The sequence below is a fragment of the Halobaculum sp. MBLA0143 genome (genome assembly GCF_041361465.1).
Classification (GTDB): Archaea; Halobacteriota; Halobacteria; order Halobacteriales; family Haloferacaceae; genus JAHENP01.
This window is the reverse complement of sequence record NZ_JBGKAC010000001.1, coordinates 1,072,178-1,099,171: the sequence shown is the minus strand read 5'-3', so window position 1 is coordinate 1,099,171 and position 26,994 is coordinate 1,072,178. Positions and strand designations below refer to the sequence as shown.

The following is a 26,994-nucleotide window of genomic DNA, read 5'->3' as shown; positions in this document are numbered from 1 at the left end:
GAGGTACTCACTCTGTGAGCTTTCTGGTCACTATGCTGTCTTCGACGACCGCGATCTCGTCAGCGGACAACCCAAACAGCCTGTAGACGATCTGATCCAACAGATCGTCAATTCCTACGATTTGTGTCTTCAGTTCTTCCCCCCGGGCAGCGACCTCGGAGTAGCGCTCTACTCTCTCACGGACATCATTCATCTCCGGCAGTTCTAGTCTCAGTAGTCGGTCCACGAGAGAGATCGACTTAGCTGCCTCCTTCCGGAAGTTCGATAGTCCTCTGTCGACCGCCACCGGGACGAAATTCTTCAACAGCAGAGCCTCGTTCTGGGTCAGGTCAGTGATTCGTAGGGCGGGAATTGGCTTAGACTCCGTGTACCCCCACTGGTCAGTCTCCACGTCGCGGTCGTCGTCTGGCTTGAATCTTCCAGAGATTTTAATTTCGACAGAGTTGTCGCTCTCGACATTAACTACGGCTCTCCCTGCCATGAGATTCGGCCGTTGCTCCGTCGTCTCCTTGATTAATGACTTCCCCTCGCAGATCTGTACGAAGCCGAGATCGTCTACAGTAGGCCCAGTTCGGTACTCACCGAGATACGACTCCAGATCGAGATTCAGCGCCTCGTAGTTGGATCTCAAATCCATCAGGTGAGTCGTCAGTTCGGAGATCACTCTCTGTGTCTCCTGCGTTGTGCCGACACTCACCGTCGTGTCTCCGTTCAGCTTGATCTCTTCCGTTTCGGAGTCAAACTGCACCTGAGACGGGTCCACAGAGATTTCACTCGATTCTTCGTCTGTAATTTCGGGGATTGGCAGGCTCCTCGTCTCTGACAGAACGATCTTCGGGAAGTCGTCTCTGAGGGCAACAGCAGACTGTTTGATGTGGTAAAACGACAAGAGCTTCGAGTTCAACACACCGAGCAGATAGCCCAGGCGGTAACTCTCGTCTTCGAGTAGAATACTCTGATAGGACTTGTTCGTCACAAAGTCCTGATCGGTGCGAGCAAGCTGTAGCCGGAACTGTCGGCTAATCAGTTCTCGAAGAATGAGCCGGTCTCCCTGGAAATACCGCTCTGGCTTGTACTCTGCAATGTCTTCGTGATACTCAACGTAGCTGTTCCCGGTGAACGTGTATCTGTATCGACGAAGATCGCCGTCAAGCGCTGGGGAACGATTTTGTCCGGGTTCTTTAGCGAGATCGAACGGCGTGATGCCACGCTGCACGTCGGCGATCTCTCTCAGGGGGACTCCACGTTCTGCTACTTTTTCTTCTACACTCAGCTCTCTCGGCGGCAGATACGATATAAACTCGAACTCGTCTTCTGGATCTAGTGCCTCCGCGAACCAACGACTGTAGTCGACAGCTTCCAAGCCGTCCTCGTCGTTGTCAATCTCGTTCACCCGTTCTTTCCTTCCGTAATTTATTACTCCGACTTCACCTTCGGTTTTTCTGCTGGCCTGTCTGTCGAGAACAAATATCGAAGTGTCTACGTACGCTTCGCTGAACACGTCGTACGGTAAGTTCACGATCTTTGACAGACTGTAGTTCTCGACCGTCCACTCTCTGAACTCTGCGTATTTATCAGAGGTCTGCCACCCACTCGGCAGGATCATTCCAAACCGAGCGTCTTCACAGTCGAGATTTCCAGACAGCTTCGTGAACGCAGCGAATGTATCACTCGCAGATGGGTTCAGGCTGAGTTGTTCGGCTATGTAATCCTTCGTGGGCTTAGAGATGGATGCACCCCACGGCGGATTCCCGATCACGGCGTCGAACCCCCCAGCCCGTCCGTCACCGTTCACGAACACCTCGGGGAACTCCAGTTCCCAGTGGAAGAACAGTTCCTCGTCGGCCATCGCCTGCGCGGAGACGAACCAGTCCTCACCGGTCACAGTCTCGTTCCACTCGGCTTCGGACTCGATCGCGCCGGCCATCCTCCGGTAGGCGTCGTCGGGCACGTCCAGGCCGAACCGCTCGGCGGTGTGGACGTTCGCCAGCTCGAACAACCGGCGGTACAGGGGGTCCGAGCGCATCTCCTCGTACGTCGCCTGCATCTGCTTGATGCTCGCCAGATCGTCGTTCTCGATGTCGACGAGATCCGCCATCAGCCCCTGGACGTGCGACAGCGTCCGCGTCCGCGCCGCCCGGAAGTCGTCCAGCGTCGCCTGCCCACTGTCCCCGTTCGACAACACCTCGTAGATGTTCGACCCGACGAGGGAGTTGCCCGTCTTCAGGTGGTGGTCCAGGAACGCGAGCGGCTTGCCGGCCGCGAGCGTGCGGAGCCACAGCGACACCTTCGCCAACTCCGTCGCCAACGGGTTCACGTCCACGCCGTACAGACACTGCTTGGCCACCTGGCGACGCGCCCAGTTGATGTCGCGGCGCTCACCGTCGTCGGTCGTGATCTCGATGTCCTCGGCGCGGTCGTCGTCGACCGCCTGCCGATCCTGCTTCTCGCGGGCGTCGATGATCTCCCGCGCGAGGTAGTCCACCGCGTTCACCAGGAAGTGGCCGCTCCCCATCGCCGGATCGAGCACGGTCAGATCCAGGATCTCCTCGGTGAACCGCTCCGCGAACCCCCGGTCGCCCGTCGCGTCGACGTGCTCGTCCAACAGCTCCTCGCGGATCGCGTCCACCTGCGGCCCCAGCGTCTCCTCGACGATGTACTCCACCACGTACTCCGGCGTGTAGTACGACCCCGTCGACTTCCGCTCGCCCGAGTCCGTCGTGAGATACACCTCACCCGGCTCCACGACGATCTCCTCGTCCGCGGCGTCCGCGCCGGCCGACTCGTACGTCTCGCTGTCGCCGTCGTCGTCGAGCGTCTTCGGCTCGCTCGCCAGATTCAGCTCGTACTCCAGGAGTCCCTCGTAGATACTCCCCAACTGCCGCACGTCCAACGAGGAGTAGTCGACGAACGTCTTCTCCGGACTGCCGACTGCGCCCGCCTCCGCGTCCGTGCCCGCTCCTGGGCTCGCACCCGCGCCGTCACCCGTCTCCTGGCGGCTCAACAGGTCGATCACCCGCGCCAGATGCGAGTCGTCCACCTCGTGGGTCGCCAGGAACCGCGACTCCTCGTCCGCGTCGGCCCCCGGGTCCGTGTCGAACAGCCCGCCGTTGTACGCCGGCACCTGGAGACTCTCGGGCGGGATCCCCATCGCCTCGCTCCCCTGGTCGATCAGCGTGAACAGGTCGTCCAACTCCTCCCACAGCCGCGTCTGCCAGTCGTGGTACGCCGTCCCCGTCGCGTCCAACTCCGCCGCGACCGTCTCCTTGCGACTGTTCAGGCTGAACTGCGACTCGTACACCTCGTTGTCCGTCGGGAGCAGATCCCGTTCCTCGCTTTCCGCGTACAGGACGAAGATCAGCCGGTAGAGGTAGATCAGCGAACTGTCGTGGATCAGATCCAACGTCTCGTCGTCGAGATCGTCTCTGTCGAGATCGTCGTTCGTGTCGAGGAACCCCGCCGCCAACACCCGAATCGCCTCGTAGATGTTGTCCTGGAGGTCCGCCCCCAACTCCTCGGAGAACCGGTTCGACTGCTCGTACACGTCGTCCAGGAAGCAGTCGCCACGCTCGTCCGGCACGAACGCCTCGTGTCGGAAGAACAGGTAGAACTCCCGGAACGCCTCCAGACTCCCCTCCCCGCCCTCGGCGACGCGTGACAGCAGTTCCGGCAGGTCGATCTCGTAGTAGGAGTCCAGCCGGTGGCTCGTCGGGCCGTAGTACAGCCGCCACTGCCGCCCGTTCGTGAGCACCGCCCACGACGCCGCCGTCTCTTCGAGGTAGACGTGGATCTGGTAGCTGGGGTTCTCGAACTCCCGGAGTTTGTCCCCCCGGGTGTCCAGCTTCCGCCCCCAGAACTTCGCGTCCGCGACCGCGACCGCCTCCGCGTAGGGGTCCTCGCGGTCGAACGCCACGTCTGCCGCCGCTGCCGTCTCGAAGAAGCCGTAGTCCGGTCGCCGGTTCACGTCGCTGACCGTCTGCTGGACGTTGTACTGGATTCCGAGCGCGTCGAACACCGGCTTGATGAACTCCTCTTCCAACTGTGCCTCGCTGTAGTCGTCCACGCGGTGGGCACGGTCCTCGTACAGCCCGCGAATCTCCTCGTAGGCGTCCCGAACCGCCGCGGTCTCCGGCTCGGTCCACTGGTCCGTCTCCCGCAGCCGATTCGAGAGGTAGTGGTTGGAGAACAGGTTCCGATTCGTGCGGTAAGATGGTGACTGCCGTGTCATTGTGGTCGGGTGGGAGCCACCACGGCCCCCGTCGTGGTTACTAGCGTTGCTTCGGGCGTCGATTTAGTACTTTTGTCACGGACTCTGCAGACGTCCACCACGACGCCCCGACGAGGCCCGCTGCACGGACGCCGCCCGCCGCGACCCCAGTGTGCGCGACCGACCGACGCCGTCGTCAGTACGCTCGCGCCCACAGTCGCTGGAACCCGAACACCGTCGTCGGGACGACGAACGGGAGCAACACCACGAGGAGGCTCTCCCACACCTCTCCGGAGACGGTGAACGCGACCGCCACCTCGGCGGCGACGGTGACGACCGCCAGCGTCACCACCACGGCGGCGAACCGCGACCGGAACGGCTCGTACGCGGTCGTCGCCAACGGCAGTTCGAAGGCGACGGCCGCTCGGGCCGCCGACCGGACGTGTGCGAGACACAGCTCCTCGTCGACCTCCGTCGACACCAGCGTGAGCGTCTGCGTGTCGAACACCCGGTCGGCGAGCCGGCCGTCGGCCAACTCCGCACGCCGGAACCCACCGACCGGTGTCGCCCACTGTGCCGTGTCCGTGAGTTCGTCGTGCGCGACGACCGTCCCGTCGCACCGTCGGTACGACAGCCACCCGTGCGTGAGGGTGTACTCCGTCGTCTCCAGCCCGGCGACGATCACCGGCGCGATCACGAACGAGAGCACGGTCACGGCGGTCACGTCGACGGGACCGCCGTCCGAGAGGAGCAGGACCCCCAGCCAGAAGAACAGGTACAGCGGCGCGACCCCGAGCGCCTTCGACGCGCCCGCGAGGAGGCCGTTCGTCAGCACGGCCCGCCGATCCGGACGGATCTCCTCGGTCGCGGGCGCGTCCGGATCGTCGACCGTCCGGAGTGACCTGTCCGCCGACGGCGTCGTGAAGTAGCCGAACAGCCCGCCGTCGCGGTACTGCCCACAGTCGACGAGGGTCTTGACCGCGACGGCGACGACGACGAACCCGGTCGCGGTCAGTTCGACCCCGGCGACCGCCACCACGCCGAGCACGACCGCGGCCTCCTGTACCGGCACCCTGACGACACCCCGGGCAGAGACAGTCTCGTACTGCCGCCGCCGGAAGTACCGCTGTCTGGCCGCGAGGACGTGCGAGACGACCAGCGAGACCACACACAGCGCCGTCGCCGGACCGACGAACTCCCCGAGCGGGTCGACCACCCGCGCCAGGAACGCGGGCAGGAGCGCCGCGAACACCAGTGTCACCAGGAACCAGTCGGCGACGAACGGCACGTTCCGGGGGTACACGGGTGGGAGCCACGCGGCGACCCGCACGCTCCCGCGTCTCCGGACCAGATCACCCGGGCCGGTCGGACCCCCCTCACCCGTGTCGTCGAGCGTCCGTTCGTCCGACTCCGAGTCGTCGTACGCCGGCGGCTGCCGGGCGAACAGGGCCTTCACCCCGGCGAACGACACCGCGAACACCACCTCGACCGTGTACACGAACGCGAGTGTGTCTGCGTCCCACCCGAGGAACGCCACGCCCGCGAGCGGCGAGAGGTTCGCCAGGACCGTCGTCCCGAACGCGACGGGCGAGTCGGTCACTCGTGGTTGCACTCGATTACGCCTGTGCCGAGCCGTACAAGTTACCACCGTTTCGGCTGTCGCGCCGCGATTCGTCCGAGAGAGGTCGGGCACCGGATCGTGCCGCGGCGGTCAGTCCGCGCCGCCGGGAGGCTGTCCGACGGCCAGCGAGGCGGGAGCGAAACTGATCGTCGGGGCAGACGACGACTTCGAACCCGTCGACCTGGCCCCCGGCAGAGCCGGGAGCCGGACGGTTCCGAGACGAACCAGACTGACCGTCAGATCGCTCTCAGTTCGTCGCCAACTGCTCGCCGAACTTCTCGCGCACCTTCCGGATCTTCGGGTCGGCGTTGAACTGGCAGTACCGGTCGTTCGGGTTGTTCTCGTAGTAGTCCTGGTGGTACGGCTCCGCGGTGTACCACTCCTCCAACGGCTCGATCTCCGTGACGATCGGGTCCTCGTACGCTCCTTCGGCCTCCAGCTCCTCGACGAACGACTCGACGATCTCGCGTTGCTCGTCGTCGTGGTAGAAGACGGCAGAGCGGTACTGCTCACCCACGTCCGGCCCCTGTCGGTTCACCGTCGTCGGGTTGTGGATCGTGAAGAACACCCGCAGGATCTCCGGGTACGCGATCTCGTCGGGGTCGTACGTCACCTGGACGGCCTCGGCGTGGCCGGTCTCCTCCCGGCAGACCGCCTCGTAGCTCGGGTCCGTGGCGTGGCCGCCGGTGTAGCCGGACTCCGCCTCGTGGACGCCCGCGAGCTCCTTGAACGCCGCCTCGACACACCAGAAGCAGCCACCGGCGAGGGTGGCGGTCTCGGTCTCTGTCACGTCTCAGGGTAGGAGAGCCGAGCGGTTAAGCCCCTCGCACCCGCCGCTACCGAGGTGGCGTGCCCGAAAGAAACGGAAGCCGTGCGGCGTCGTCGTCTGTCGCTCAGAAGGCGCCGGCGTTGACGGTCACGTCGGCGTACAGCGACTCCTTCAGCGCGGCGTGGACGTGGCAGATCTCCTCGGCGTAGCCGAGCAGCTCCTCTGCCTCGTCGTCCGTCAGGTCGGCCTCGGCGTGGAGTGTGAACCGGATCCCCGTGAGGTCGTCCTCGTCGTTCAGGTCGGCCTCCGCGTCCGTCTGGAGCTTGCCCAGGTCGTCGAAGCCGTTACGCTGGGCGCCCGCACGGAAGGCGTACGTGAAGCACGCGGCGTAGTCCGACACTAACACTGCGTTCGGGTCCGGCCCGGTCTCCCCGGTCGCGTCCGTGTCGATGTTGAAGTCGCCGGCCTGACTCGTCGCGCTGAACCCCGCCTCGTTCACGGTGGTGGATTCGATGTCGGTCATAGTGCGTTCGAATTGTGGGCATCTCCGAGGGTAAACCTGCCGATGCACGGGTCGTGGTGCCGTCTCGCACGGGTACGCGGTCGTCTGGCGGGCGGACAGCAGAGTCACGAGTCCGGAGCCGCCGGCCGGCTTCGCCGAAACCGCTACCAGTCTCGCGCCCGGAGTGTAGTCGTGACCACCGACACCGTGACGGCGGCCGCTACCGGGGTCGCCGACACACTCGGCGACCGACTGGACGCGACACTCCGACGCGACGGGACCGCGGTCGTCGCCGTCCTGTCGGACCGGCGGCTCCGCGTCGAGCCGCGCGAGGGGCCGGACGGCGACCGCCGGTGGACGCTCGCGGTCGTCGTCGACGGCGACACCGTCGGGAAACACGGCCCGTTCGCGTCGGCCGCGGCCGTCACCGACCGTGCGACGGAACTCGCGGCAGAACGGGTCGGCTACACTGTCTGCTGTGACGGGCACCCGTCGTGACCGACGACTGGACGGACCGCGCCGCGGTCGCCGACGACCTCCGGACCGCACGGGTCACCTACGGCGGAGTGTTGGTCGACGAGGGGATCACCGTCGTCGCCTGTGACGACGACGCCGACGGCGTCCCGGTGGGACTGTTGACGGCCGTCGCGGCCGCACGAGGTGACTTAGAGCAGTTCCTCGGCGAGACGGAAGACGCCCTCGAGACGGACTTGGGCGCCATCGCGGCGCCACACCTCGACGGGGTGACGCCCGTCGTCACGTCGTTCGACCGGGCGGCGGCACTGACCGCGCGGTCGCGGGCGGCGTACCTCCAGACGGAGACTGCCGGCCGAGGGTGGATCAGAGTGCGTGACGCCGCGCCGTCGGCGTTCCGCGAGGACGACCCCGCCCTGGGTATCCTCGCGCTGTCGACGACCGTGCTCGCGGACGCCCGCGACCGGATCGCCGCCCAGCCGCCGACCGTCCAAGACCGACTGCGGGAGGCGCTGTCGGAGACGGAGTAGCTACGCCAGCGCGACCAACGCCGCGGCGCCGATACCGATCCAGGCCGTCACCGCCGTCAGGACGAACCCGACTAGGAGCAGCGTCTCAACGTCTACCTCCTCGAACACCCGCTCGGTGATCCGGAGTTGACTCTCGTGGATCCGCCAGAGGAACGCCAGGCTGGCCCGGTGGTACGCCAGAATCGTCCCACCGACACCCCGGCCCGTGCCCTCCCCGAGGTCCGGCGCGGGCGGGACGAGCCCGTCGTCGCCCGTGTCCGTTCGGCGGACTGTCGCACCGTCCGTGTCCGTTCGGCGGACTGTCGCACCGTCCGTGTCCGTTCGGCGGACTGTCGCACCGTCCGTGTCCGTTCGGCGGACTGTCACACCGTCCGTGGCGTCGCCGGCCGCACGCGAGTCGTCGCCGAGGCTGACGGCGTCGGCGTCGCCGAACACGGACTCGGCGCAGTACCGACAGAACGTCTCCTGGCGTCTGTCGCCGTCGCGGTCGACAGTTACCGGGACAGTCTCGTCGGGACCGACCCGTTGGCCACAGAACTGACAGTCGCCGGCCGCTTCGTGGCCCCGGTCGCGGAGCCGTCGCGTCTGTCGCTCGCTCACGTCCGTTTCTGGGGGCGCGTCCGGAAGGGGCTGGCGGCGTTCCCACGCGCCGGGACGGCCACCGTCGTTTACCCCCGAGACGACCCTGTCGACCCTGTGACACGAGTCGCAGTCGTCGGCGCCGGTGCGGCGGCCGCCGGCGCCGCCTACACGCTGGCGGCGACGGACGCGGAGACGGTCGTGTTCGAGGCGCGCGACCGAGTCGGCGGTCGTGCCGCGTCCGCGACGCACGACGGCGTCGTGTACGACTACGGCGCGAACTACGTCAGAGACACGGCAGAGCGCCCGGCGACGTTCCTCCGAGAGGCCGCGTCGCCGACGGACACGCCGCCGCCGGTGGACACCTTCGACGAGACCGGGACGGTGTCACCCGGCCGAGACGACGACGAGGCGAAGTGGTCGACACCGGAGGGGGTCCAGGCGCTCGTCGGCCGGCTGTTGGACGCCGCCGACGCGACCGTCCACACGGGCGCGCCGGTCCGGCGACTCGTCCGGACGGCCGACGGGTGGCGCGCCGACGCCGACCCCGCGACCGGCCGGTTCGACGCCGTCGTCGTGACGCCGCCGGCGCCGACCACCGCGGAACTGCTGGCCCGCTCCGACTGGGACGACCCCGCCCGCGAGCAGTTGGTCGCGGCCGCCCGCGACGTGTCGTACGCGACCGTCTGGAGCGCCGCGCTGGGGTACGACCGCGAGCTGGACCGACCCTACTACGCGCTCGTCTGCACCGCGGACGGCACCAGAGCCTCGTGGTTCTCCCGAGAGTCGTGCAAGCCCGGCCACGTCCCGGACGGTGAGGTGGTGATCGCCCAGGGCGGCCACGAGTGGTCGGCGACACACGCCGACGCAGACCCGGCGTGGGCGGCCGGACGGCTCGCGGACGCCGCGAGCGAGGTGATCGGCGAGCCGTGGCTGGCGGCGCCGGCGTGGGCGGACGCCGTCTGCTGGGAACACGCACTCGTGGAGGACCAACTGCTGCCCGGACCCCGCCGGGCCGCCGCCGAGGCCGGGCTCTACCCTGCCGGCGACTGGGTCGCCGGCGAGGCGCGCGTCCACGCCGCGCTCGCCTCCGGGATCGAGACGGGCGAGCGGATCGCCCTCGGCGGGTGAGCCGACACCCCCGACCACACAAGGCTTACGCCGGTGACGTTGGACGACTCGGGCGTGACACGGAGTCGACGCGCGCTTCTGCGGCTGGGGGCGGCCGCGGCGCTGGCCGGGCTCGCCGGCTGTGAGGCCCGCGAGGGGACGACCGCCGTCGACGAGCCCTACTCGCCGACGGGCGAGCCGACGCCGGAGCCGACCCCGACGCCACGCGACGGCGACTGGCAGAGCTACCGCGGGGACGCGGGAAACACCGGTACGGGCGACAGCGGGCCGACGACGGCGCCGACCGTCGCCTGGAGCCGGCCGACGGCGGTGACGACCGGCGGGCCATCGGCGGCTGGGGGCGGAATCGCCGTCGTCCCAGCGGCGGCAGACACGGTGTACGCCCGACGACTGTCGGACGGCCGGCTGGCGTGGATCGATTCCGCCCCGGTCGACCCCGCGGTGTGTCCGGCGGCGACGCCGTCGGCGGCGGTCGTCACCGACGGATCCCGGGTGACGGCGTTGTCGCCCGACGACGGCGACCCGCTGTGGCGCCGCGGGTTCGGGGCGTCCGTCGTCGGACTGACGGCCGTCGGCGAGCGCGTCCTCGTCGCCACCGCCGACGGCGTACTCGCCCTGACGGCCGCGACCGGGGAGCGACGGTGGCGGGCGGCACCCGAGGGGACCGTCGAGACGGCCGCGGCGCCGGGCGACCCGGTCGCGGTCGGCGTCCGCCGAGAGGGTGAGCCGGCGGTCGCCGCCGTCGGGAGCGAGGGGACGGCGTGGCGACGCCCGTTCCCCGGGGCGGCGCCGGACGACGGCAGGCAGTCCGGACTGTGGCGACCGGCAGTCGGCGACGGCTCCGTCGCCGTCGCCGGCGGCGACACGCTGGTGTCGCTGTCGGCCACAGACGGGCGTCTGGAGTGGCAGACGACGACCCCGGCGCCGGTCGCCGCGCCGCCAGCGGTCGGCCGCTTCGGCGTCGCGGCCACGAGCCTGGAGACGGACCTGTCGTCGTCACCCGGCGACCGGACCGCAGCGGGGTCGGACACGCCGACGCCGCCGCCGACGGACGTGATCCGGCTCCGGGTGACGCTGTCGGCCCACCGCTCCGACGACGGCCGCCGACGGTGGCGGCGACGCTACCGCGGCACCTGGAACTTCACGAGCGGGCCACCGAGCACCGTGCCGTTCCGAGCGACGGCGGACCGACTGTTGCTCGGCGTCGACGGGACCCTCCACGCCGTCGGGCCAGGGGGTGAACGGCAGTGGACGGCCCCGGTCGCCGGCACGCCCGCGGTCGCGGACGGTGTCGTCACGGCCGGTGACACCGCAGTGGGGCTCGCGGACGGCGAACGGCGGTGGCGGGCGACCGGCGACGCCGGCGGCGTCGCGGTGACCCCGGCGGTCGTCGGCAACCGCGTCTACGTCGGCGGCGCCGACGGGGTCGTGTCCGCGCTCGCGGCCGACACCGGCCGCGTCGAGTGGCGGACCCAACTGGACGGCGCGGTCGGCGGGACGCCCGCGGTGACGGCCGCCGACGACGGCAGACGACTCGTGATCGTCGGCACGCGCGCCGGCTCGGCGGTCGGGCTGGCGGCCGACACCGGACGCGTTGTCTGGCGCCGGTCGGTCGGCGGGACACCCCGCTCGCCGACCGTCGCCGACGGCCGGGTGTTCCTGGGCACCTTCTCGGAGACGCTGACGGTGCTGTCGGCGACGACCGGCGAGACGCTGTGGACCGCGACCCGGCCGGAGCCGTTCCTCCCCGGCGTGCCGACCGTCGGGGACGGCGCGGTCGTCGCCGGCGCCAACGGCCAGCTGTACGCCTTCGAGACGGCAGACGGGAGCGAACGGTGGCGCGTGACCGGCGACGACTACCGGGTGCAGTCGACGGCCGCGGTCGGCGACGGTCGGGTCGTCCTCTCGCTGGGGTCGAGCCTGCGAGCGTTCCGGCTCGCCGACGGGACGGAGCTGTGGCGACACCCGAGCGGGTCGACGAACGTGGCGCCGGCGGTCCACGACGGCACCGCGTACACGGTCGCGGACGGACGCTTGACCGCCGTCTCCGTCGCCGACGGCCGCCGGCGGTGGTCACGGACCGTCGGCAACGCGACGAGCGTGACGGCGACCCCGGAGTGTCTGATCGTCAGGGGACTGGACACGCGGTCGCTCCGTGGCTTCTCTCACGACGGCGACCCGCTGTGGCGGTACGACGGCCGCGTGGCGACCGACCCCGCCGCGACGGACGGCTGGCTGTTCGCCGGCGCCGCCGGCGGGCGCGTCCTCGCGCTGGTCGAGGCCGACGGCCGACCGTCAGTGTAGTCGGGCTCCGGCTCCGACCGAAGCTGCCGTACGGACCGTCGACAGTGTTCGAGCGCGGCCGCCGGCTGCCGTACCGAACAGTCGTCTGCGGTGATCGTCCGACAGCCGCGAGCGACCGTGCCGGCTCGACTCCTTAGCAAGATTTATTCACGAAGTAGTCCTATAGGCGTGGTAACTAATGTCACCGAGCGTCAGACACCCGGACGAGCGACACTGTGAACGGTGCGGTCGACGAGAGCGGTGGGACGAGGCGGCGACCTCCTGGCGGGTCGCAGACGAGTCCGGCGTGGCGTACTGTATTCACGAGTGGGACATCAACGGCAGCTTCCTCCCCTTCGGCGACGTAGACGCAGAGGCGTAACCCGGACGGTCGGGGTCCGGCGAGTCGGACGATCAGTCTCGACAGTCGACGCCGTCGGTGACGGTCCGGGGGTCGGAGCCGGTGAGCCAGAGCACGAACTCCTGTGAGTCGGGGCTGTCGCTGCGGTCGCGGTGGACGAAGCCGGCGGGGACGTGGAAACACTCGCCGGCCTCGACGAACAGTCGTTCACCCTCGCCGCGACCCCACTCCACGTAGCCGTCGCCCGCGAGGACGAACCCGAACACGTGGTTGTCCGCGTGGTGGTGCCACTCGGAGACGATCTCCCCCTCCGAGTGGCCACGCACCATCCGCACGGGCTGGTCCGGGAACGGCGTGTGTCGGCGGACGTTCGACAGTTCGCCCGCGGAGGCGAACGAGTCCCGACCGGCGACACACACGGCGTCCGCCCGCGCTCGTGAGTCGCCGGCCGCCGGTGCCGACGGCTCGTGGCCGGGGACGGCAGTCCTCGCCGACACCGTCTGCCCGCCCGCCGACGCGACCACGTCGCTCCGAGCGGCCCGTCGCGGCCGGTCGGGCGGGGCCCCGTCCGTCTCCGTCCGGTCGAAGGCGACGAGCAGCGTCGCCGGCTGGTCGGTCGGCGCGGTGACGACCGGCGGCGCCCCCGCCGGCACCTGGAAGAACTCGTCGCCGGCGACGGTCCGCGAGGCCGACTCCCAGCGGAGCGCCACCGGCCCCCGCAGCACGTAGCCGTACGCCGGCGCCTCGCGGGTCGGCCGCCACCCTCGGTCGCCCGTCAGCCCGACCGCGAACAGCTCGACCCCGTCTGCCGCGTGGAGTCGTTCGCGCGCGACACCGTCGTGACCGTCGTCGCCGACGACCGTCGACGCGACTGCCGTCGTCTCCGACATCGTGTCCATACAACACTGTGTGTCGTGGTACCACCTTACACGACGTTCTAACAGCATCGAGAGGGGTACAACCAGATCACTAACAGCCAATACTCTCTTCAGGCGGCTGTCAGGACGGGGAGACCACGTCCAAGGCGGTCTCGAAGTCCTCGCGGGTGACGGAGATCTCGTCGGCGTGGTCGTTGGCGTCGGCGGCGTAGGCGCCGGCGACCCGTTCGACCGCTCGCATCGTCGCCTCGCGGGCGACGGCCGTGAGGTCCGCGCCGGAGTAGCCGTCCGTCGCGGCCGCGATCTCGGCCACGTCCACGTCGTCGGCGATCGGCGTGTCGGCGGTGTGGACCCGGAGGATCGCCTCGCGGGCGGCCTCGTCCGGGCGTGGCACCTCGACGTGTCGCTCCAGCCGCCCGGGCCGGAGGAGTGCGTCGTCCAACGACTCCTTCCGGTTGGTGGCCGCGAGCACGGCCAGGTTGGGGTCGTCGCCGGCGCGGTCCAGCTCGGTCAACAGCTGTGAGACCACCCGTTCGCCGACGCCGGAGCCGCCGCCGAGCTCTCGGTCGCCCGCGATCCCGTCGATCTCGTCGAAGAAGACGATACTCGGGGCGGCCTGGCGGGCGCGCTCGAACACCTCTCGGACGGCCTTCTCCGACTCGCCGACGTAGCGGTCCAACAGCTCCGGCCCCGCGACCTGGATGAAGTTCACCTCTGACTCGCCGGCGATGGCGCGAGCCAACATCGTCTTCCCGGTGCCGGGCGGGCCGTGGAGCAGCACCCCGGTCGGCGGGTCGGCGCCGGCCGTCTCGAACAACGGACCGTACTCCAACGGCCAGGTGACCGCCCGCTCTAACGCCTGCTTCGCGTCCGCCAGCCCGCCCACGTCGTCGAAGGTGGTCGTCGGCTGCTCGGCGACGTACTCCCGCATCGCCGACGGCTCCACCTCCGCCATCGCCGACTCGAAGTCCGCCCGGGTGACTGTCACGTCACCCAGGTCCACGTCGCTGTCGTCGCGGCGGGCGCGCCGCAGCGCCGTCAGCGCCGCCTCCGTCGTCAGCGAGTCCACGTCCGCGCCGACGAACCCGTGTGTCCGGGCCGCCAGCCGGTCTAGGTCCACGTCGTCCGCGACCGGCATCCGGCGGGTGTGGACCTCGAAGATCTCTCGACGGCCCGTCTCGCCCGGGACACCGATCTCGATCTCGCGGTCGAACCGGCCGCCACGCCGCAGTGCAGGATCTAGCGCGTCCGCGCGGTTCGTCGCCCCGATGACGATCACGTCCTCGCTGGCGTCCAACCCGTCCATCAGCGACAGCAGCTGGCCGACCATCCGATTCTCCATGTCGCCGCCGTCGTCGCGTTGGCCGGCGATGGAGTCGATCTCGTCGAAGAAGACGATACTCGGGGCGTTCTCGTCGGCCTCCCGGAACAGCTCCCGGAGGCGTTCCTCGCTCTCGCCTTTGTACTTCGAGGTGATCTCCGGCCCGGAGACGGAGATGAACTCCGCGTCCACCTCGTTGGCGACCGCCTCGGCGATCAGCGTCTTCCCGGTGCCGGGCGGGCCGAAGAGGAGTACCCCCTTCGGCGGCTCGATCCCGAGCCGGGCGAACACCTCCGGCTCCGCCAACGGCAGTTCGATCGTCTCTCGGACGAGATCCAGTTCCTCGTCTAACCCACCGATGTCCTCGTAGGTGACCGTCCGGCGGTGGTCGGCCGCCTCCCTGCCGGTCTGGGTCGTCGGCTCCGGACGCCGGTCGCCCGACTCCGTGTCGGCGGCCGTCGCCGTCTCCTCGCCGTCGGAGCGGTGGATACGGACTTCCGTCGACTCCGTCACCCGGACGGCACCCTCCGGCACCGTGTCCTCCACGACGAACACGTTGCCGCCGAGGTGTTGGAGTCGGATCTGCTCGCCCGCAGTGACGGGCCTGCCCTCCAGGTCGCGTTTGGCGGCCCGCCGGAGCGTCTCCTCGTCGATGTCGACGTTCGCGAGCGTGGCCGGCGCCTCCAGGGCCACCGCCTCGGCGTCGCTGACGGACTGTGGCCTGACGGTGACCCGTTCCCCGATCCGGACGCCCGCGTTCGTCCGGGTGTCGCCGTCGATCCTGATCTCTCCGTCGTCGACGCCGGTGCCACCCGGCCACACTTTCACGACCGTCTCGCGGTCCCCCTCGATGATCGCCGTCTCACCGGAGAGCACGCCCAACCGTGACATCGTCGCCGGCGGGACGCGGGCGATTCCTCGGCTCGCGTCCCGCTTTTCCGCGTCGCGGACGGTCATCTCGATCGTCTCGGCACTCATACCCCGATGTAGTGGGAGTCGAGGTTTCACCCTTTCTCTCCGTCTCCCGTACTGTTGTGCCGTCGGCTCCCGTGCGGGGTCGCTCCGGGGGTCTGTGCCGTTCGTCGCCGGAGCTCACTCGCCGGCGACGAGCACGACCGCGACCGCCGCGAGCGCGATTCCCAGCGCCTTCCGCGGCGTGAACGACTCCTGGAGGATGGTGATCCCGACGACGGACGACAGGACGAGGAACGTCCCGAACACCGGGGTGACGACGGAGACGGGGCCGAGCGACAGCGCCCGGTAGTACGCGAGGATCCCGACCGCCAGGAACGCGCCGCCCGCGAGGACGTACCGCATCTCCGGCTTCCGGAGGTGTGGCCCCACGGACTCACCCTGGACGGCCATCAGCCCGAGCGCGACGACGATCAAGATCCCGTTCGACACCAAGACTGCGACGTTGCTCGGCACCGCGCCCGCCCCGGCGGTGCCCTGCCGCATCAACGGGGGCACGAACGAGTACGCCAACAGCGCGACCACGGCGTACGGAAGGTAGTTCACGTCGGGCGTTGCACGGGGCCGGCGAAGAAGCGTTCGGAGTCGAGTCACGGGGGCTCACCCCCGAGAACCCCCGCGTGACCGCCGACGTGACCGACACCGCTGTCCGACTCCACGGCGGCGTGGACTCGGTGAACGACCACGAAGTCGAACGGTTCTACCGCGACGCCAGATCACCCAACCACCAGCGAGATTCAGGAGAACGTCGTCGCCCGAGAGCTGGACGGGAAGTGACGGCGGGGCCGTCGTCGGGCTTATGCCGCCGGGTCGCGTCACAGCGACACATGACACACGTCGCGGTTGTCGGCGGCGGACCGGCCGGACTGTCGGCGGCGTTGTTCACGGCCAAGAACGGCCTGGCGACCACCGTCTTCGACACGGACGGCACCTGGCTGCACAGCGCACACCTGTTCAACTACCTCGGGGTGAACTCCGTCGACGGTGAGAGCTTCCTGTCGGTCGCCCGCGACCAAGTGGACGACGTCGGGGCCGAGCGCCGCGAGGCCGAGGTGACGGACGTGACGGAGACGGACGGCGCGTTCGAGGTAACGACCGACGAGGAGACACACGTCGCGGACTACGTGATCCTGGCGACCGGTGCCGACCGCGACCTGGCGACGGCGTTGGGGTGTGAGACGGACGACGACGGGGTCGTGACGGTGGACGTGACGATGGAGACCTCCGTCTCGGGGGCGTACGCCACCGGGGCGATGGTGCGGGCCGAGGAGTGGCAGGCGGTGATCTCCGCCGGCGACGGCGCCGCGGCCGCGCTGAACGTGCTCACCCGGGAGAAGGGGGAGCACTTCCACGACTTCGACACGCCGGCGGACGCCGAGGCGGCGATGGCGGCCGTCGTCGACGAGGCGGAGACGGACGACGCCGACTGACGGAGACGAGGTGGGCTGGTGCGGACGGGGCAGACCGGCCGGACAGCGGGACCCGACCTAGATGGCGCGGACCGACGCAGACGGCGTAGACTGACGCGGACGGTGCGGCTCGACGCAGGTGGTGCGGCTCGACGCAGGTGGTGCGGCTCGACGCAGACGGTGCGACCCGACCCAGACGACGCAGGCCGTCGCAGACGACACGGACTGGACGACCCGACGCGAGCGACGCTACCCGGCGCGAGCGACGCTACCCGACGCGAGTGACGCCACCTGACGCGGGCCACCCGGCAGAGTAGTCCGCCGGCTCCGTCGGAGTTTTGTCGCCGCCCGCCCGACGGTGACCGTGACCACCGCCTCGGAGGGGCGTCTCGCGGCCGTCGCCGAGCGGGTGCCGCCGCTTACGGCGCTTTCGGTCGCCGTGCTCGCGGTGTCGACGAGCGCCATCCTCGTGGAGTGGAGCCGGGCGCCGAGTCTGGTGAAAGCGTTCTACCGCGTGTTGTTCACGACACTCCTGCTCGTTCCGTTGGCGGTCGGTCGGTCTGCCGACCGCCGGGCGTTCCGGCGGCTCCGGGGCCGCGATCTGGCGGTCGCGGTCGTCTCCGGGGCGGCGTTGGCGCTCCACTTCGCCGCCTGGTTCGAGAGCCTGCGGTGGACGAGCGTCGCCGCGAGCGTCACGCTCGTCCAGTCGCAGCCGATCTTCGTCGCCGTCGGCGCGTGGGCGTTGTTGGACGAACGGGTGACCGCCCGGACGGTCGCCGGGATCGTCGTCGCGCTCGTCGGGACCGTGTTGTTGGCCGGGGGCGACGCGCTCGTCGGCGGGACGGCCGTCGGCCCGCGACCGACGTTCGGCAACGCGCTGGCGCTCGTCGGCGCCGTCTGTTACACGGTGTACGTGTTGGCCGGGCGGTCGCTGCGTCAACGGTTCCCCGTCGTGCCGTACGTGGTCGTCGTCTACGGCGTCTGTACGGTGGTGCTGCTCGGCGCCGCCGTCGCCCGCGGCCACCCCCTGCTGGGGTACGCCCGTCGGGAGTGGCTGTTGTTCGTCGGGATGGCCGTCGGGCCGGGGCTCGTCGGCCACACGGTGGTCAACTGGGCGCTGGCACACGTCGAGTCGAGCGTGGTGTCCGTCTCGTTGGTCGGCGAACCGGTCGGCAGCACGGTGTTGGCGGCGTTGTTGCTGGCGGAGGTGCCGACCCCGGTGACGGCCGTCGGCGGCGTGATCGTGCTCGCCGGGATCGCCGTCACTGCCCGGGAACGCGCCGCTGCGGACGACCCCGACTGATCTGTGGCTCCCGTCGGACGGCGTGGGTCGACGATCCACCGGTATCACGGACGATAGGCGAGTCGGTGTGTTTTTGTTCGGCTGTCACACGAATGTTGATATGGCCGGCACGGGGGCGGTGAGTGTTCTCTACGTGGACGACGAACCGGAGTTCGCCGACCTCGTGCAGTACTGGCTGGAGGGTGACGACGGAGAGCCGGCGTTGTCCGTCACTCTCGCGGAGGGGGTGACGGAGGCGTTGGACGTGTTGGCGACGGAGTCCGTCGACTGTGTCGTCTCCGACTACGACATGCCCGGGCGGGACGGGCTGGACCTGTTGGACGAGATTCGGGAGCGCCACTCCGCGCTGCCGTTCGTCCTGTTCACCGCCCGCGGCGGCGAGGAGACCGCCCGCGACGCGTTCCGAGCGGGGGTGACGGACTACATGGCCAAGGAGGGGGACCCGGAGACGATCCGGCTGCTGGCAGAGCGGGTACGCAACGCCGTCCAAGGGCGCCGCTCGGCCGCCGGCGACACGGACGGCCACCTCCAGTACCGCGCCGGGCTCCGCGAGATCGCCCTGGACGCGGCGACGAACCTGATGTCCGCGACGCCCGACGAGTTGGACACGAAGGTGACGTTCACGCTCCAGACGGTCGCGGAGTTCATGGACGTCGGCCGGGCGGCGACGTACATCGGCGAGGAGACGGCGTACGAACGCGCACACGACTGGACGGCCGACGACGTCGACGACCCGTTGCCGACGCGGCTCGACGAGGACCACCACGCGGAGTGGCTGGAGCGGACGAGCCGGTTCGAGACCGTCCAGTACGGCGACCCCGGCACCCACCCCAGCGCGCGCGAGGTGGTCGAGCCTCGGGGCCGTTCCGGTGTCGTCGCGCCGATGCTCTCTTCTGGGTTCCGAGTGATCGGCGTCACGGTGTTCGACGACCCGGCCGGCCGGGTGTGGTCCGACGAGGAGGTGGATCTGATCGAGACGGTGTCGGAGCTGGTCACCCGTGCGGTGGAGCGCCGTCGCCAGCAACGACAGCTCCGCCGCCAGAACGAGCGATTAGAGCAGTTCGCCTCCGTCGTCAGCCACGACCTCCGCAACCCGTTGGCGGTCGCGGACGGCTGGCTCGACCTCGCCCGCGACGGCCACGAAGAGGGGTTCGACCGGGTCGCCGACGCCTTAGACCGGATGGAGCAGCTGATCGACGACGTGTTGACCCTCGCCCGCGACGGCAGCGACATCGGCGACACGGAGCCGGTCGCGGTCGAACAGGTCGCCAGAGAGGCGTGGTCGCGTGTCGACACCAGAGACGCGGCCCTCGCTGTCGAGTCCGGCGGCGAGGTGTCGGCCGACGAGGGACGACTGGCGTCCGTGTTCGAGAACCTGTTCCGCAACGCCGTCGAACACGGCGGCTCCGGCGTCGAGATCACCGTCGACGACCACGACGCCGGCTTCTACGTCGCCGACGACGGGCCGGGACTGCCCGACGGCGGCTCGCCGGAGCTGTTCGAGTGGGGCAACACGACCGAAGACGACGGCGCCGGGCTCGGCCTGGCCATCGTCTCGACGGTCGCGGAGGCACACGGCTGGCAGGTGGAGGCGACGGAGTCGGCCGACGGCGGCGCCCGCTTCGAGTTCGAGACGTAGCTCACTCCAACAGTCGTCTGGTCTTCCAGTGGCGGTACTGGAACATCGGCTCGAAGCCGACGCCGCCGAGCGGCCCCAGCGCCGCCCCGACGCGGCCGCCCGGCAGTTCGTACGTCACTTCGTCTAGCATCACCGTCTCGTCGCCGTCCGCGCGGAAGCTGTGGCTGTGACGCCAGGTCGGCAACGGGCCCTCGGCCATCGTGTCGACGAACTGTGCGGTGTCGCCGTCGTGGTCGCGGCTGGAGATCTCGGCGATCCAACGCTGGCGCGGCCCGACGCCGAGCGGCTGGAGCGCCATCTCGATCCGGGAGCCGGTCTCCAACACCGCCGGGTTCGGCTCCCCGTCCGGGCCGAGGATACGGTCGACCGTGAGCCCGAGGAACCCGGGCGTGAGCGCCTCCAACCCGGAGATCTGTGAGTGGAACTCCCACACCTCGGACAACGGGGCCGCGATCCGCGTCTCCTTCCGGTAAACTGCCATACGACGACTCCGTGACCCACGGTGATAAGCGCCGAGTTTCCGACTGCCCGGAACGTCTTTACTCTGGGCGTCTTCACGGCCAAACATGGTGACAGAGACGGAACGGGAGGACATGACCTGGTTCCAGTGTGAGGAGTGTGGCCTCCTGTTCGACAACGCGGACGACGCCGAGCGACACGAGTCGAACTGCACGAGCAACGACGACCCCTCCTACCTCCAGTAAGGTCAGTCGACGACGGGGTCGTCGATCCAGCCGTCGTCGGTCTCGTCGTCGTCGGGGTCGGTCTCCGCCGGCGACGGCTCGGTGTCCGTCTCCGTGTCGGCGTCGGCGACGAACTCGTAGCTGTCCTCCGACCACTGGTCTTCCAGGAAGACGAACACGCGACCGCGAGCGACCTCGGGGTCGGCGGAGATCGCGGTCCGCTGGCCGGACAGCCGGGTCGCGGTGACGCCCGGGAACAGACTCTCCGTCTCGTCTTCGGCGAGGATCACTCGGCCGACGCCGGTGTCGGCCAGAATCTCGCCGGCCGTCTTCAGGTCGTTCACGTACAGCATCACCCCCTCCGTCTCCGTCGGGTCCGTGACGAGGACGTGGACGTCCCTCCCCGGGCCGGCGGTGAGCCGCCCGGTGACGGTCTCGGGGACACCCCGGTACAGGGTCACCCGCCCGTCGAGGTACTCCACGGCGACCCCCTCCTCGCGGAGCTCCACGCCGACGGTCTTCGGCGGGATGTCGTTGCGTTGGCTCATGCCTGGCGGTCGGACCGGCGCGGTGATAAACCGCGTCCTTTCGGCTCCAGTCAGTACAACAGCAACGGCAGCATCGAAGCCACGCCGGCGACGAGCCCGGCGACGAGCTCGCGGTACCCGTCGCCCTCCAGATCCGCGCCGATCTCCAGCGCCTCCGGCAGGAACTCCGTCAGGACGAGGAACACCATCGCGCCGGCGGCGAACCCGAACCCGAACGGGAGGAACGCCCGCGCCCAGGAGACGAACAGGAACGCGATCACGGCGCCGATCGGCTGTGGCAACGAGGACAACACTGCGGCGCCGACCATCCGCGTCTCCCCGACGCCCATCGACCGCAGCGGGATCGACACCGCCACCCCCTCGGGGACGTTGTGGATCGAGATGGCGACGGTCATGAACACCGCCAGCAACGGGACGGTGACGCCGAGGATCGGCACGCCGCCCTCCAACCCCACGTCGGCGAAGGAGACGCCGACCGCGACCCCCTCCGGGAAGGAGTGGACCGTCAGGATGCCCAGGATCAACAGGAGCTTGCGGGCGTCACCGTCGGCGACGGCCCGTGACGCCAGCGGCACGTCTGCGTTCGGCTGTCCGCCGTCGGTGCGCTCGGCCGTGTCCGCCTCCGTCGCGGGCGCACCCGACGGCTCACCCGTGTCGTCGCCGATCTCGACCCGTTCGAGCACGGCGTCGGCGACGACCACGAGCACCACGCCCGCCCCGAGGCCGGCGAGCAACAGCGTCGGGAACCCGTTCGAGGCAGCCAGCCCCTCGACGACCAGTCCGAACCCGGAGGCGGCGAGCATGATCCCGGACGCCAACCCCCACAGGGCCACGTTCCACCGGTCACCGATCTCGTCGAACAGGAAGAACGGCACCGCGCCGATGCCCGTCGCCAGCGCCGTCACGAGCCCCGCGACACCGACGAACGTGAGCTCCGCGGCCGTCACCACGCCGAACCACCTCCGAGCACACGGCACCGAGCCTCCGTCTCTCGAGTCATGTCTCGACGTAGACGAGTCTCGGCAAAGATGTTTGTGGTCTACGTAAGATATTTTTTGGTTGGCCAAAATCGAGAGTGCTCCGGCGTCGCCAGATGCGACGCTGGAGGGATCTGACGCTGGCGGGGGTTCCAACGAAGCGAGAACGGGCTGCGACGGCTACCCCTCGAACGGCGAAGCGTCGGCGTCGTCGACGACCGCGACGGTGGAGCGAAGCTCGCCGCCGACGCCCGCCGAGTCCTCGACCGCTTCTCCGTCGAGGTGACCGAGGTCGGCGGACCCGTCCGTGAAGAGTTCAGTCACGTTTGCTGCGTCTCTCTACTCCGTTGACCCTTCCTCTCAGTAGTGCCACGGGAACTGTGAGAAGTCCGGGTCGCGGCCCTCCAGGAAGGCGTCACGGCCCTCGCGCGCCTCGGCGGTGTCGTACGCGAGCCGGGTCGCCTCGCCGGCGAACAGCTGTTGACCGACCATGCCGTCGTCGGCCATGTTGAAGGCGTACTTCAGCATCCGGATCGCGGTCGGAGACTTGCTCGCCACCTCGTCGGCCCACTCCAGGGCCACGTCCTCCAGCTCCTCGTGGGGGATCGCCTCGTTGACCATCCCCATGTCTGCGGCCTCGGCGGCGGAGTAGGTCTTCCCGCGGAAGAAGATCTCTCTGGCCTTCTTCTGGCCCACCTGACGCGCGAGGTACGCGGAGCCGAAGCCGCCGTCGAAGCTGGCGACGTCCGGGTCCGTCTGGAGGAACTTCGCGTGCTCGTCGCTGGCGAGTGTCATGTCACAGACGACGTGCAGCGAGTGGCCGCCGCCGACGGCCCACCCCGGCACGACCGCGATCACCGGCTTCGGCATGAACCGGATCAGCCGTTGGATCTCCAGGACGTGGAGCCGCCCCGCCTTCGCCTCCCGGACGAGTTCGTCGTCCGTGTCCTCGGCCTCGTCGTCGCCACGGTACTCGTAGCCGGACTCCCCGCGGACGGACTGGTCGCCGCCGGCACAGAACGCCCAGCCGCCGTCGTCGGGCGACGGCCCGTTGCCGGTCAGGAGCACACAGCCCACGTCTGCCTGTTTGCGAGCGTGGTCCAGGGCGGCGTACAGTTCGTCGACCGTCCCCGGACGGAAGGCGTTGCGGACCTCCGGGCGGTCGAAGGCGACTCTGACGGCGTCCGTGTCCGTCCCGCGGTGGTAGGTCACGTCGTCGAACTCGCCGGGCGCGACCGCCTCCCACCGATCCGGGTCGAACAACGCCGAGACCTCGTCCGTCGGCGAATCTGGCATACACCACCGGCGGGCCGGCCGAGCGAAAAGCGTTGCCGTCCGGTCTCACCGAACACGCGCGACCAACGACGGCACCGCCAGTCCCGCGAGCGCGGCGACGACCGCCGCGACGGCCGCGGGCACGAACACTGGCCCGTCGGCCCAGGCCACCTCGCCGGGGCCGACTGCGGCGTTGCCGGCGATCCAGACTGTCACTGGGAGCGCGAGGTTGTACCACCCCACCCGAACGACCAGACTCCGGGCCGTGTTGGGCGGCCACGGCGGGAGTCGCTCGACTCTGTCCCCGCGGACGGTCGCCAGCCCGACGGCGAGTCCCGCGAGCGCGAACACGACGAGGAAGGAGTAGGCCGCGTCGTCGCGGATCGCCGTCGCGGTGAGGAACGGAATCGACGCGAGCAGCGTCTCCGAGGCGGCGTCGAAGCCGTCGACGAGCGCCTCGCCCACCGGCCCGTCGTCGGCCGTCTCCCGGTCCGGGCGGAGCTTCCGCCGCTCCGTCGCCGCGTCCGTGCCGCTGCGGTCGGTCATCGTCCGTGTCTGGTGACTCGGTAAGGTGAAACTGACGGTGGCGCCGGACCGCCACGAGACCCACCCGAGTTCTGTGCCGCCGCCGCCGTCTCTCGTCGGCGGCCGACCCGAACCGAGACGCGTCCGGAGAGCTGTGGCTCGCCCGTGTGATCGTCGTCGGTAGTGCCCGACTCGAAGCGCGAGTGAACCCGAACTGCGGCGACGGAGACGACGGCGAGACCGCCGATCAGGTCGGCGACATCTGGACGTTCAGGCCCTTCTGGACCAGCTGGGTGAACGCCATCGAACACAGGAAGTACCAGACGATCCACGTCTGGATCGGGCCGACGACGGACGCGGTCCACGTCACCTCGCCGACGAGCGGCATGACCACCGCCGAGAACTCCCCGTGGGAGGCGGCCCCGCGGATGCCGACCTTCCAGTACATCCACAGGAACGCCGGGATGGTCAGGAACATGATCCACACCATCGGGCGGAACTGTTCTTTGAACATCCCGAGCTGGTCGCCCATCGCGTCCATCTGTTCTTCCTGGATCTGTTGGAGCGCCTCGTCGTCGCCGCGTTCCTTGGCGGCCTTCCGGCGGTCTTGGATCTCCTGCATCTTCTCCTGGTAGGCGGACATCCGGTCCATGTCCATCAGGTTCGCCCGCAGGAGCGTGGAGTACAGCCCGGTGAACACCGCGATCACCATCACCACGGCGTAGAAGGGGAGCGTCGCCTGGAGCGGTCCCAACACCGTGTCCATCGCGCCGCCGACGACGTTCCGGACTGGCGCGTACGCGTAGCCGACGAAGAAGGCGCCGGTGCCGACGGCCGCGAGCTTGTCGTAGGTGGTCCAGGAGGCAGCCTCGCCGTCGATCTCCGCCCCGTCGTCGTCGTCCGACAGCGCCTCCTCGACGGCGTCACGGTCGGCGAGGGTGAACCCGGACTCCCCGTCTTCCAAGACCCCTTTCTCGATCAGACGGCCCCACTGGCCACTGGAGATGTCGTCGCGCACCTCCACCCACTGGACCTCGCCGTTGGCGGCGGCGTCCAACACCGTCTGGACGGCGTCGCGCATCTCCGGGTCGCCGGAGACGAGCGACTCCACCCGTCGCTGCGTCGGTGTGCTCATTCTGTCAGTCCGTAGGTGACTCGGTGACAAGAAGGTTTCCGGTCTCGCCCGCCCGTCCGACTCGTTCGTCTGCCCGGCTCGCTCGTCTAACGACCGACGGGGGGCGCTCGGTCGGTCGTCCCGGACGGCCGCTCGTCTGCCCTCGATCGTGTCGAGTGTGGCGTGTGATCGCCCCACAAGCGTCTGACGCTCCCGCAAACGATTTGTCGGCCGCCCCGGAGGGTGTGGTATGATGAATTCTCCGGACCTCCTCGCGGACATCCTCACCGATGTCGACGAGGTGTTCCTCTTCTCGCCGGCACAGTCGCTGTACGACGACTTCCGGGACGCCGACGAGGAGCCGGTCGTCGTCGCCCCGTCGGACGATGTCGGTGCGGAGTCGTTCGTCGAGCTGCCGCTCCGATTCCGGGACGTGCGCGACCGGATCCGCTTCGGAATCGAGGGCGCGATGAACCGCGGACTCGTCTCCACCGGCCAGACGATCCTCTGCGTGCTGGGCGTGTTCACCGACAGCCCGGACGCGACCGTCCGTGTCACCGTCGAGGAGTCGATGCAGTCCGGAATCTACGATCTGTTCGTCAACTCGCGGGCGGAGTCGGAGGTGATCCGCGACGTGTTCGAGGTGGCGATCGAGCTCGGAAAGAAGGGTCAGAAGGGCAAGCCCGTCGGGGCGTTGTTCGTCGTCGGCGACGCCGGCAAGGCGATGAACAAGTCCCGGCCGTTGTCGTACAACCCCTTCGAGAAGAGCCACGTCCACGTCGGCGACCCCATCGTGGACGTGATGCTCAAGGAGTTCTCCCGGCTGGACGGCGCGTTCGTCATCTCCGACTCCGGCAAGATCGTCTCCTCGTACCGCTACCTCGAACCCGCCGCCGAGGGGGTCGACATCCCGAAGGGGCTGGGCGCGCGCCACATGGCCGCGGCCGCGATCACCCGCGACACGAACGCCGTCTCGATCGCTCTGTCGGAGTCTGACGGGCTCGTGCGAGCGTTCAAGAGCGGTGAACTCGTGTTGGAGCTGGATCCGGAGGAGTACTGACAGATGGCGACACACACCGCCGCGGCCACGGCGGCCGCCCCGGCTCAGTTGGAGACGATCGATCGAATCCTCCGGCTGCTCCCGTTCCAGGTCGTCGTGTTGGCGGTGGTCCTCGCCGTCGGGGCGGTCGTGAGCTACGCCGTCGTCTCGTTCAACCGCAGACTGCTCGAACGGCTGGGGGTCTCCGAGAGCATCGAGGGGACGGCGTTCGAACGCACCGTCCGCGGGTTCGGCGTCTCCACCGTGACGATCCTCGCGCGTCTCAGCGGGTACTTCGTGTTCCTGGTGTTCGTCGTCGTCGGGCTCACGACCGCCGGCGTCGAGTCCGTCACCGCCCTCTGGGGCGTCGCCGTCGCCTTCCTCCCGCGGGTGTTCGTCGCCGTGCTCGTGCTCGTCGCCGGGCTGATCGTCGGCGACAAGACCGGACTGCTCGTCGACGAACGACTCCGGGGTGTCAAGATCCCGGAGGTGGGGCTGCTCCCGTTGTTGACGAAGTGGAGCGTCGTCTACGTCGCCGCCCTGATCGCGCTCGCGCAGATCGGCGTCGCCACGACCGCGCTGATCGTCCTGTTGGGCGGCTACCTCGCGGCCGCCGTCGTGTTGTCCGCCGTCGCCCTCCGTGACCTCCTCGCGTCCGGCTCCGCCGGGCTGTACCTCCTGTTGACCCAGCCGTACGGAATCGGCGACCGGGTCCAGATCGGCGACGTGGAGGGGGTCGTCCAGGAGATCGACGTGTTCGTCACCCACGTCGAGACGGACGAGATGGTGTACCTCGTCCCCAACCGTCGGGCCGTGCGCGACGGCGTCGCTCGCGTCCGGCAGTGAGCAGGCGG

At 69.2% G+C, this 26,994-nt stretch carries 26 protein-coding genes and 1 pseudogene; 12 read left to right on the top strand and 15 right to left on the bottom strand.

Annotated elements, in window-relative coordinates; all coding sequences use genetic code 11:
- Nucleotides 1-7: 7 nt before the first annotated feature.
- From RYH79_RS05720 to RYH79_RS05705, 4 genes are all read right to left on the bottom strand, one after another.
- Entirely contained in the window at nt 8-4,228 is a 4,221-nt protein-coding gene (locus RYH79_RS05720; protein ID WP_370897108.1) for an Eco57I restriction-modification methylase domain-containing protein, read from the bottom strand.
- A gap of 175 nt (nt 4,229-4,403) precedes the next feature.
- Complete coding sequence (locus RYH79_RS05715; protein WP_370897106.1) at nt 4,404-5,807, bottom strand: DUF6498-containing protein; 1,404 nt, start codon at nt 5,805-5,807, stop codon at nt 4,404-4,406.
- Between the two features lie 268 nt (nt 5,808-6,075).
- On the bottom strand, nt 6,076-6,618 hold the full coding sequence (gene msrA / locus RYH79_RS05710) for a peptide-methionine (S)-S-oxide reductase MsrA (protein ID WP_370897104.1): 543 nt from the start codon (nt 6,616-6,618) through the stop codon (nt 6,076-6,078).
- Nucleotides 6,619-6,721: 103 nt separating this feature from the next.
- The gene (locus RYH79_RS05705) at nt 6,722-7,120 is read right to left on the bottom strand and encodes an OsmC family protein (RefSeq protein ID WP_370897102.1); all 399 of its coding nucleotides are present in this window, start codon (nt 7,118-7,120) and stop codon (nt 6,722-6,724) included.
- Between the two features lie 171 nt (nt 7,121-7,291).
- Between RYH79_RS05705 and RYH79_RS05700 the strand changes: the two genes are divergently transcribed.
- Complete coding sequence (locus RYH79_RS05700) at nt 7,292-7,597, top strand: hypothetical protein (RefSeq protein ID WP_370897100.1); 306 nt, start codon at nt 7,292-7,294, stop codon at nt 7,595-7,597.
- Nucleotides 7,594-8,103: a hypothetical protein gene (locus RYH79_RS05695; RefSeq protein ID WP_370897098.1), complete on the top strand. Its 510-nt coding sequence runs from the start codon at nt 7,594-7,596 to the stop codon at nt 8,101-8,103. The genes RYH79_RS05700 and RYH79_RS05695 overlap by 4 nt, the downstream gene beginning before the upstream one ends.
- Here RYH79_RS05695 and RYH79_RS05690 read toward each other — a convergent pair whose 3' ends face one another.
- The gene (locus tag RYH79_RS05690) at nt 8,104-8,703 is read right to left on the bottom strand and encodes a hypothetical protein (protein WP_370897096.1); all 600 of its coding nucleotides are present in this window, start codon (nt 8,701-8,703) and stop codon (nt 8,104-8,106) included.
- Nucleotides 8,704-8,799: 96 nt separating this feature from the next.
- Between RYH79_RS05690 and RYH79_RS05685 the strand changes: the two genes are divergently transcribed.
- The 3 genes from RYH79_RS05685 (at nt 8,800) to RYH79_RS05675 (ending at nt 12,478) form a co-directional block, all read left to right on the top strand.
- Nucleotides 8,800-9,813 carry an NAD(P)/FAD-dependent oxidoreductase gene (locus tag RYH79_RS05685; RefSeq protein WP_370897094.1) on the top strand — a complete coding sequence of 338 codons (1,014 nt, stop codon included), beginning with the start codon at nt 8,800-8,802 and terminating at the stop codon, nt 9,811-9,813.
- Between the two features lie 54 nt (nt 9,814-9,867).
- The gene (locus RYH79_RS05680) at nt 9,868-12,117 is read left to right on the top strand and encodes an outer membrane protein assembly factor BamB family protein (RefSeq protein ID WP_370897092.1); all 2,250 of its coding nucleotides are present in this window, start codon (nt 9,868-9,870) and stop codon (nt 12,115-12,117) included.
- A 178-nt stretch (nt 12,118-12,295) separates the two neighbouring features.
- The gene (locus RYH79_RS05675) at nt 12,296-12,478 is read left to right on the top strand and encodes an HEWD family protein (RefSeq protein ID WP_370897090.1); all 183 of its coding nucleotides are present in this window, start codon (nt 12,296-12,298) and stop codon (nt 12,476-12,478) included.
- Nucleotides 12,479-12,510: 32 nt separating this feature from the next.
- Here RYH79_RS05675 and RYH79_RS05670 read toward each other — a convergent pair whose 3' ends face one another.
- The 3 genes from RYH79_RS05670 to RYH79_RS05660 form a co-directional block, all read right to left on the bottom strand.
- On the bottom strand, nt 12,511-13,356 hold the full coding sequence (locus RYH79_RS05670) for a cupin domain-containing protein (RefSeq protein ID WP_370897088.1): 846 nt from the start codon (nt 13,354-13,356) through the stop codon (nt 12,511-12,513).
- Between the two features lie 100 nt (nt 13,357-13,456).
- The gene (locus RYH79_RS05665; RefSeq protein ID WP_370897086.1) at nt 13,457-15,634 is read right to left on the bottom strand and encodes an AAA family ATPase; all 2,178 of its coding nucleotides are present in this window, start codon (nt 15,632-15,634) and stop codon (nt 13,457-13,459) included.
- Nucleotides 15,635-15,748: 114 nt separating this feature from the next.
- Complete coding sequence (locus RYH79_RS05660) at nt 15,749-16,174, bottom strand: EamA family transporter (RefSeq protein ID WP_370897084.1); 426 nt, start codon at nt 16,172-16,174, stop codon at nt 15,749-15,751.
- A 281-nt stretch (nt 16,175-16,455) separates the two neighbouring features.
- Here RYH79_RS05660 and RYH79_RS05655 point away from each other — a divergent pair, with 281 nt between their 5' ends.
- The 4 genes from RYH79_RS05655 to RYH79_RS05640 all read left to right on the top strand — a co-directional run bounded on the left by RYH79_RS05655 (nt 16,456) and on the right by RYH79_RS05640 (nt 19,979).
- The gene (locus RYH79_RS05655) at nt 16,456-17,058 is read left to right on the top strand and encodes an FAD-dependent oxidoreductase (RefSeq protein ID WP_370897082.1); all 603 of its coding nucleotides are present in this window, start codon (nt 16,456-16,458) and stop codon (nt 17,056-17,058) included.
- A 121-nt stretch (nt 17,059-17,179) separates the two neighbouring features.
- Nucleotides 17,180-17,332: a hypothetical protein gene (locus RYH79_RS05650; protein ID WP_370897080.1), complete on the top strand. Its 153-nt coding sequence runs from the start codon at nt 17,180-17,182 to the stop codon at nt 17,330-17,332.
- Nucleotides 17,333-17,401: 69 nt separating this feature from the next.
- The gene (locus tag RYH79_RS05645) at nt 17,402-18,340 is read left to right on the top strand and encodes a DMT family transporter (RefSeq protein ID WP_370897078.1); all 939 of its coding nucleotides are present in this window, start codon (nt 17,402-17,404) and stop codon (nt 18,338-18,340) included.
- 100 nt (nt 18,341-18,440) lie between these two features.
- On the top strand, nt 18,441-19,979 hold the full coding sequence (locus RYH79_RS05640) for a response regulator (RefSeq protein ID WP_370897076.1): 1,539 nt from the start codon (nt 18,441-18,443) through the stop codon (nt 19,977-19,979).
- A gap of 1 nt (nt 19,980) precedes the next feature.
- Here the strand turns inward: RYH79_RS05640 and RYH79_RS05635 are convergent, their stop codons facing one another.
- Nucleotides 19,981-20,460 carry an SRPBCC family protein gene (locus tag RYH79_RS05635; protein WP_370897074.1) on the bottom strand — a complete coding sequence of 160 codons (480 nt, stop codon included), beginning with the start codon at nt 20,458-20,460 and terminating at the stop codon, nt 19,981-19,983.
- A gap of 85 nt (nt 20,461-20,545) precedes the next feature.
- On the opposite strand from RYH79_RS05635, the gene RYH79_RS05630 reads away from it, so the two are divergent.
- Nucleotides 20,546-20,683 (top strand): DUF7128 family protein, encoded by a 138-nt coding sequence (locus tag RYH79_RS05630; protein WP_370897072.1) that lies wholly within the window; start codon nt 20,546-20,548, stop codon nt 20,681-20,683.
- A gap of 101 nt (nt 20,684-20,784) precedes the next feature.
- Here RYH79_RS05630 and RYH79_RS05625 read toward each other — a convergent pair.
- The 6 genes and pseudogenes from RYH79_RS05625 to RYH79_RS05600 all read right to left on the bottom strand — a co-directional run.
- Nucleotides 20,785-21,210 (bottom strand): annotated as a pseudogene (locus RYH79_RS05625) (DUF5796 family protein); the annotation flags it as partial.
- 50 nt (nt 21,211-21,260) lie between these two features.
- On the bottom strand, nt 21,261-22,160 hold the full coding sequence (locus tag RYH79_RS05620) for a ZIP family metal transporter (RefSeq protein WP_370897070.1): 900 nt from the start codon (nt 22,158-22,160) through the stop codon (nt 21,261-21,263).
- A 207-nt stretch (nt 22,161-22,367) separates the two neighbouring features.
- A complete protein-coding gene (locus RYH79_RS05615) occupies nt 22,368-22,511 on the bottom strand; it encodes a hypothetical protein (RefSeq protein ID WP_370897068.1) in 144 nt (47 codons plus the stop codon).
- Nucleotides 22,512-22,547: 36 nt separating this feature from the next.
- Nucleotides 22,548-23,483: a 1,4-dihydroxy-2-naphthoyl-CoA synthase gene (locus RYH79_RS05610; protein ID WP_370897066.1), complete on the bottom strand. Its 936-nt coding sequence runs from the start codon at nt 23,481-23,483 to the stop codon at nt 22,548-22,550.
- Nucleotides 23,484-23,528: 45 nt separating this feature from the next.
- On the bottom strand, nt 23,529-24,008 hold the full coding sequence (locus RYH79_RS05605; protein ID WP_370897064.1) for a DUF8215 family protein: 480 nt from the start codon (nt 24,006-24,008) through the stop codon (nt 23,529-23,531).
- A gap of 226 nt (nt 24,009-24,234) precedes the next feature.
- The gene (locus RYH79_RS05600) at nt 24,235-25,122 is read right to left on the bottom strand and encodes a DUF106 domain-containing protein (protein ID WP_370897062.1); all 888 of its coding nucleotides are present in this window, start codon (nt 25,120-25,122) and stop codon (nt 24,235-24,237) included.
- A gap of 229 nt (nt 25,123-25,351) precedes the next feature.
- On the opposite strand from RYH79_RS05600, the gene dacZ reads away from it, so the two are divergent.
- Together dacZ and RYH79_RS05590 are read left to right on the top strand one after the other, a co-directional pair.
- On the top strand, nt 25,352-26,161 hold the full coding sequence (gene dacZ / locus RYH79_RS05595) for a diadenylate cyclase DacZ (protein WP_370897060.1): 810 nt from the start codon (nt 25,352-25,354) through the stop codon (nt 26,159-26,161).
- 3 nt (nt 26,162-26,164) lie between these two features.
- Nucleotides 26,165-26,986, top strand: a complete 822-nt coding sequence (locus RYH79_RS05590; protein WP_370897059.1) for a mechanosensitive ion channel domain-containing protein — start codon at nt 26,165-26,167, stop codon at nt 26,984-26,986.
- The last annotated feature ends 8 nt before the right edge of the window (nt 26,987-26,994 follow it).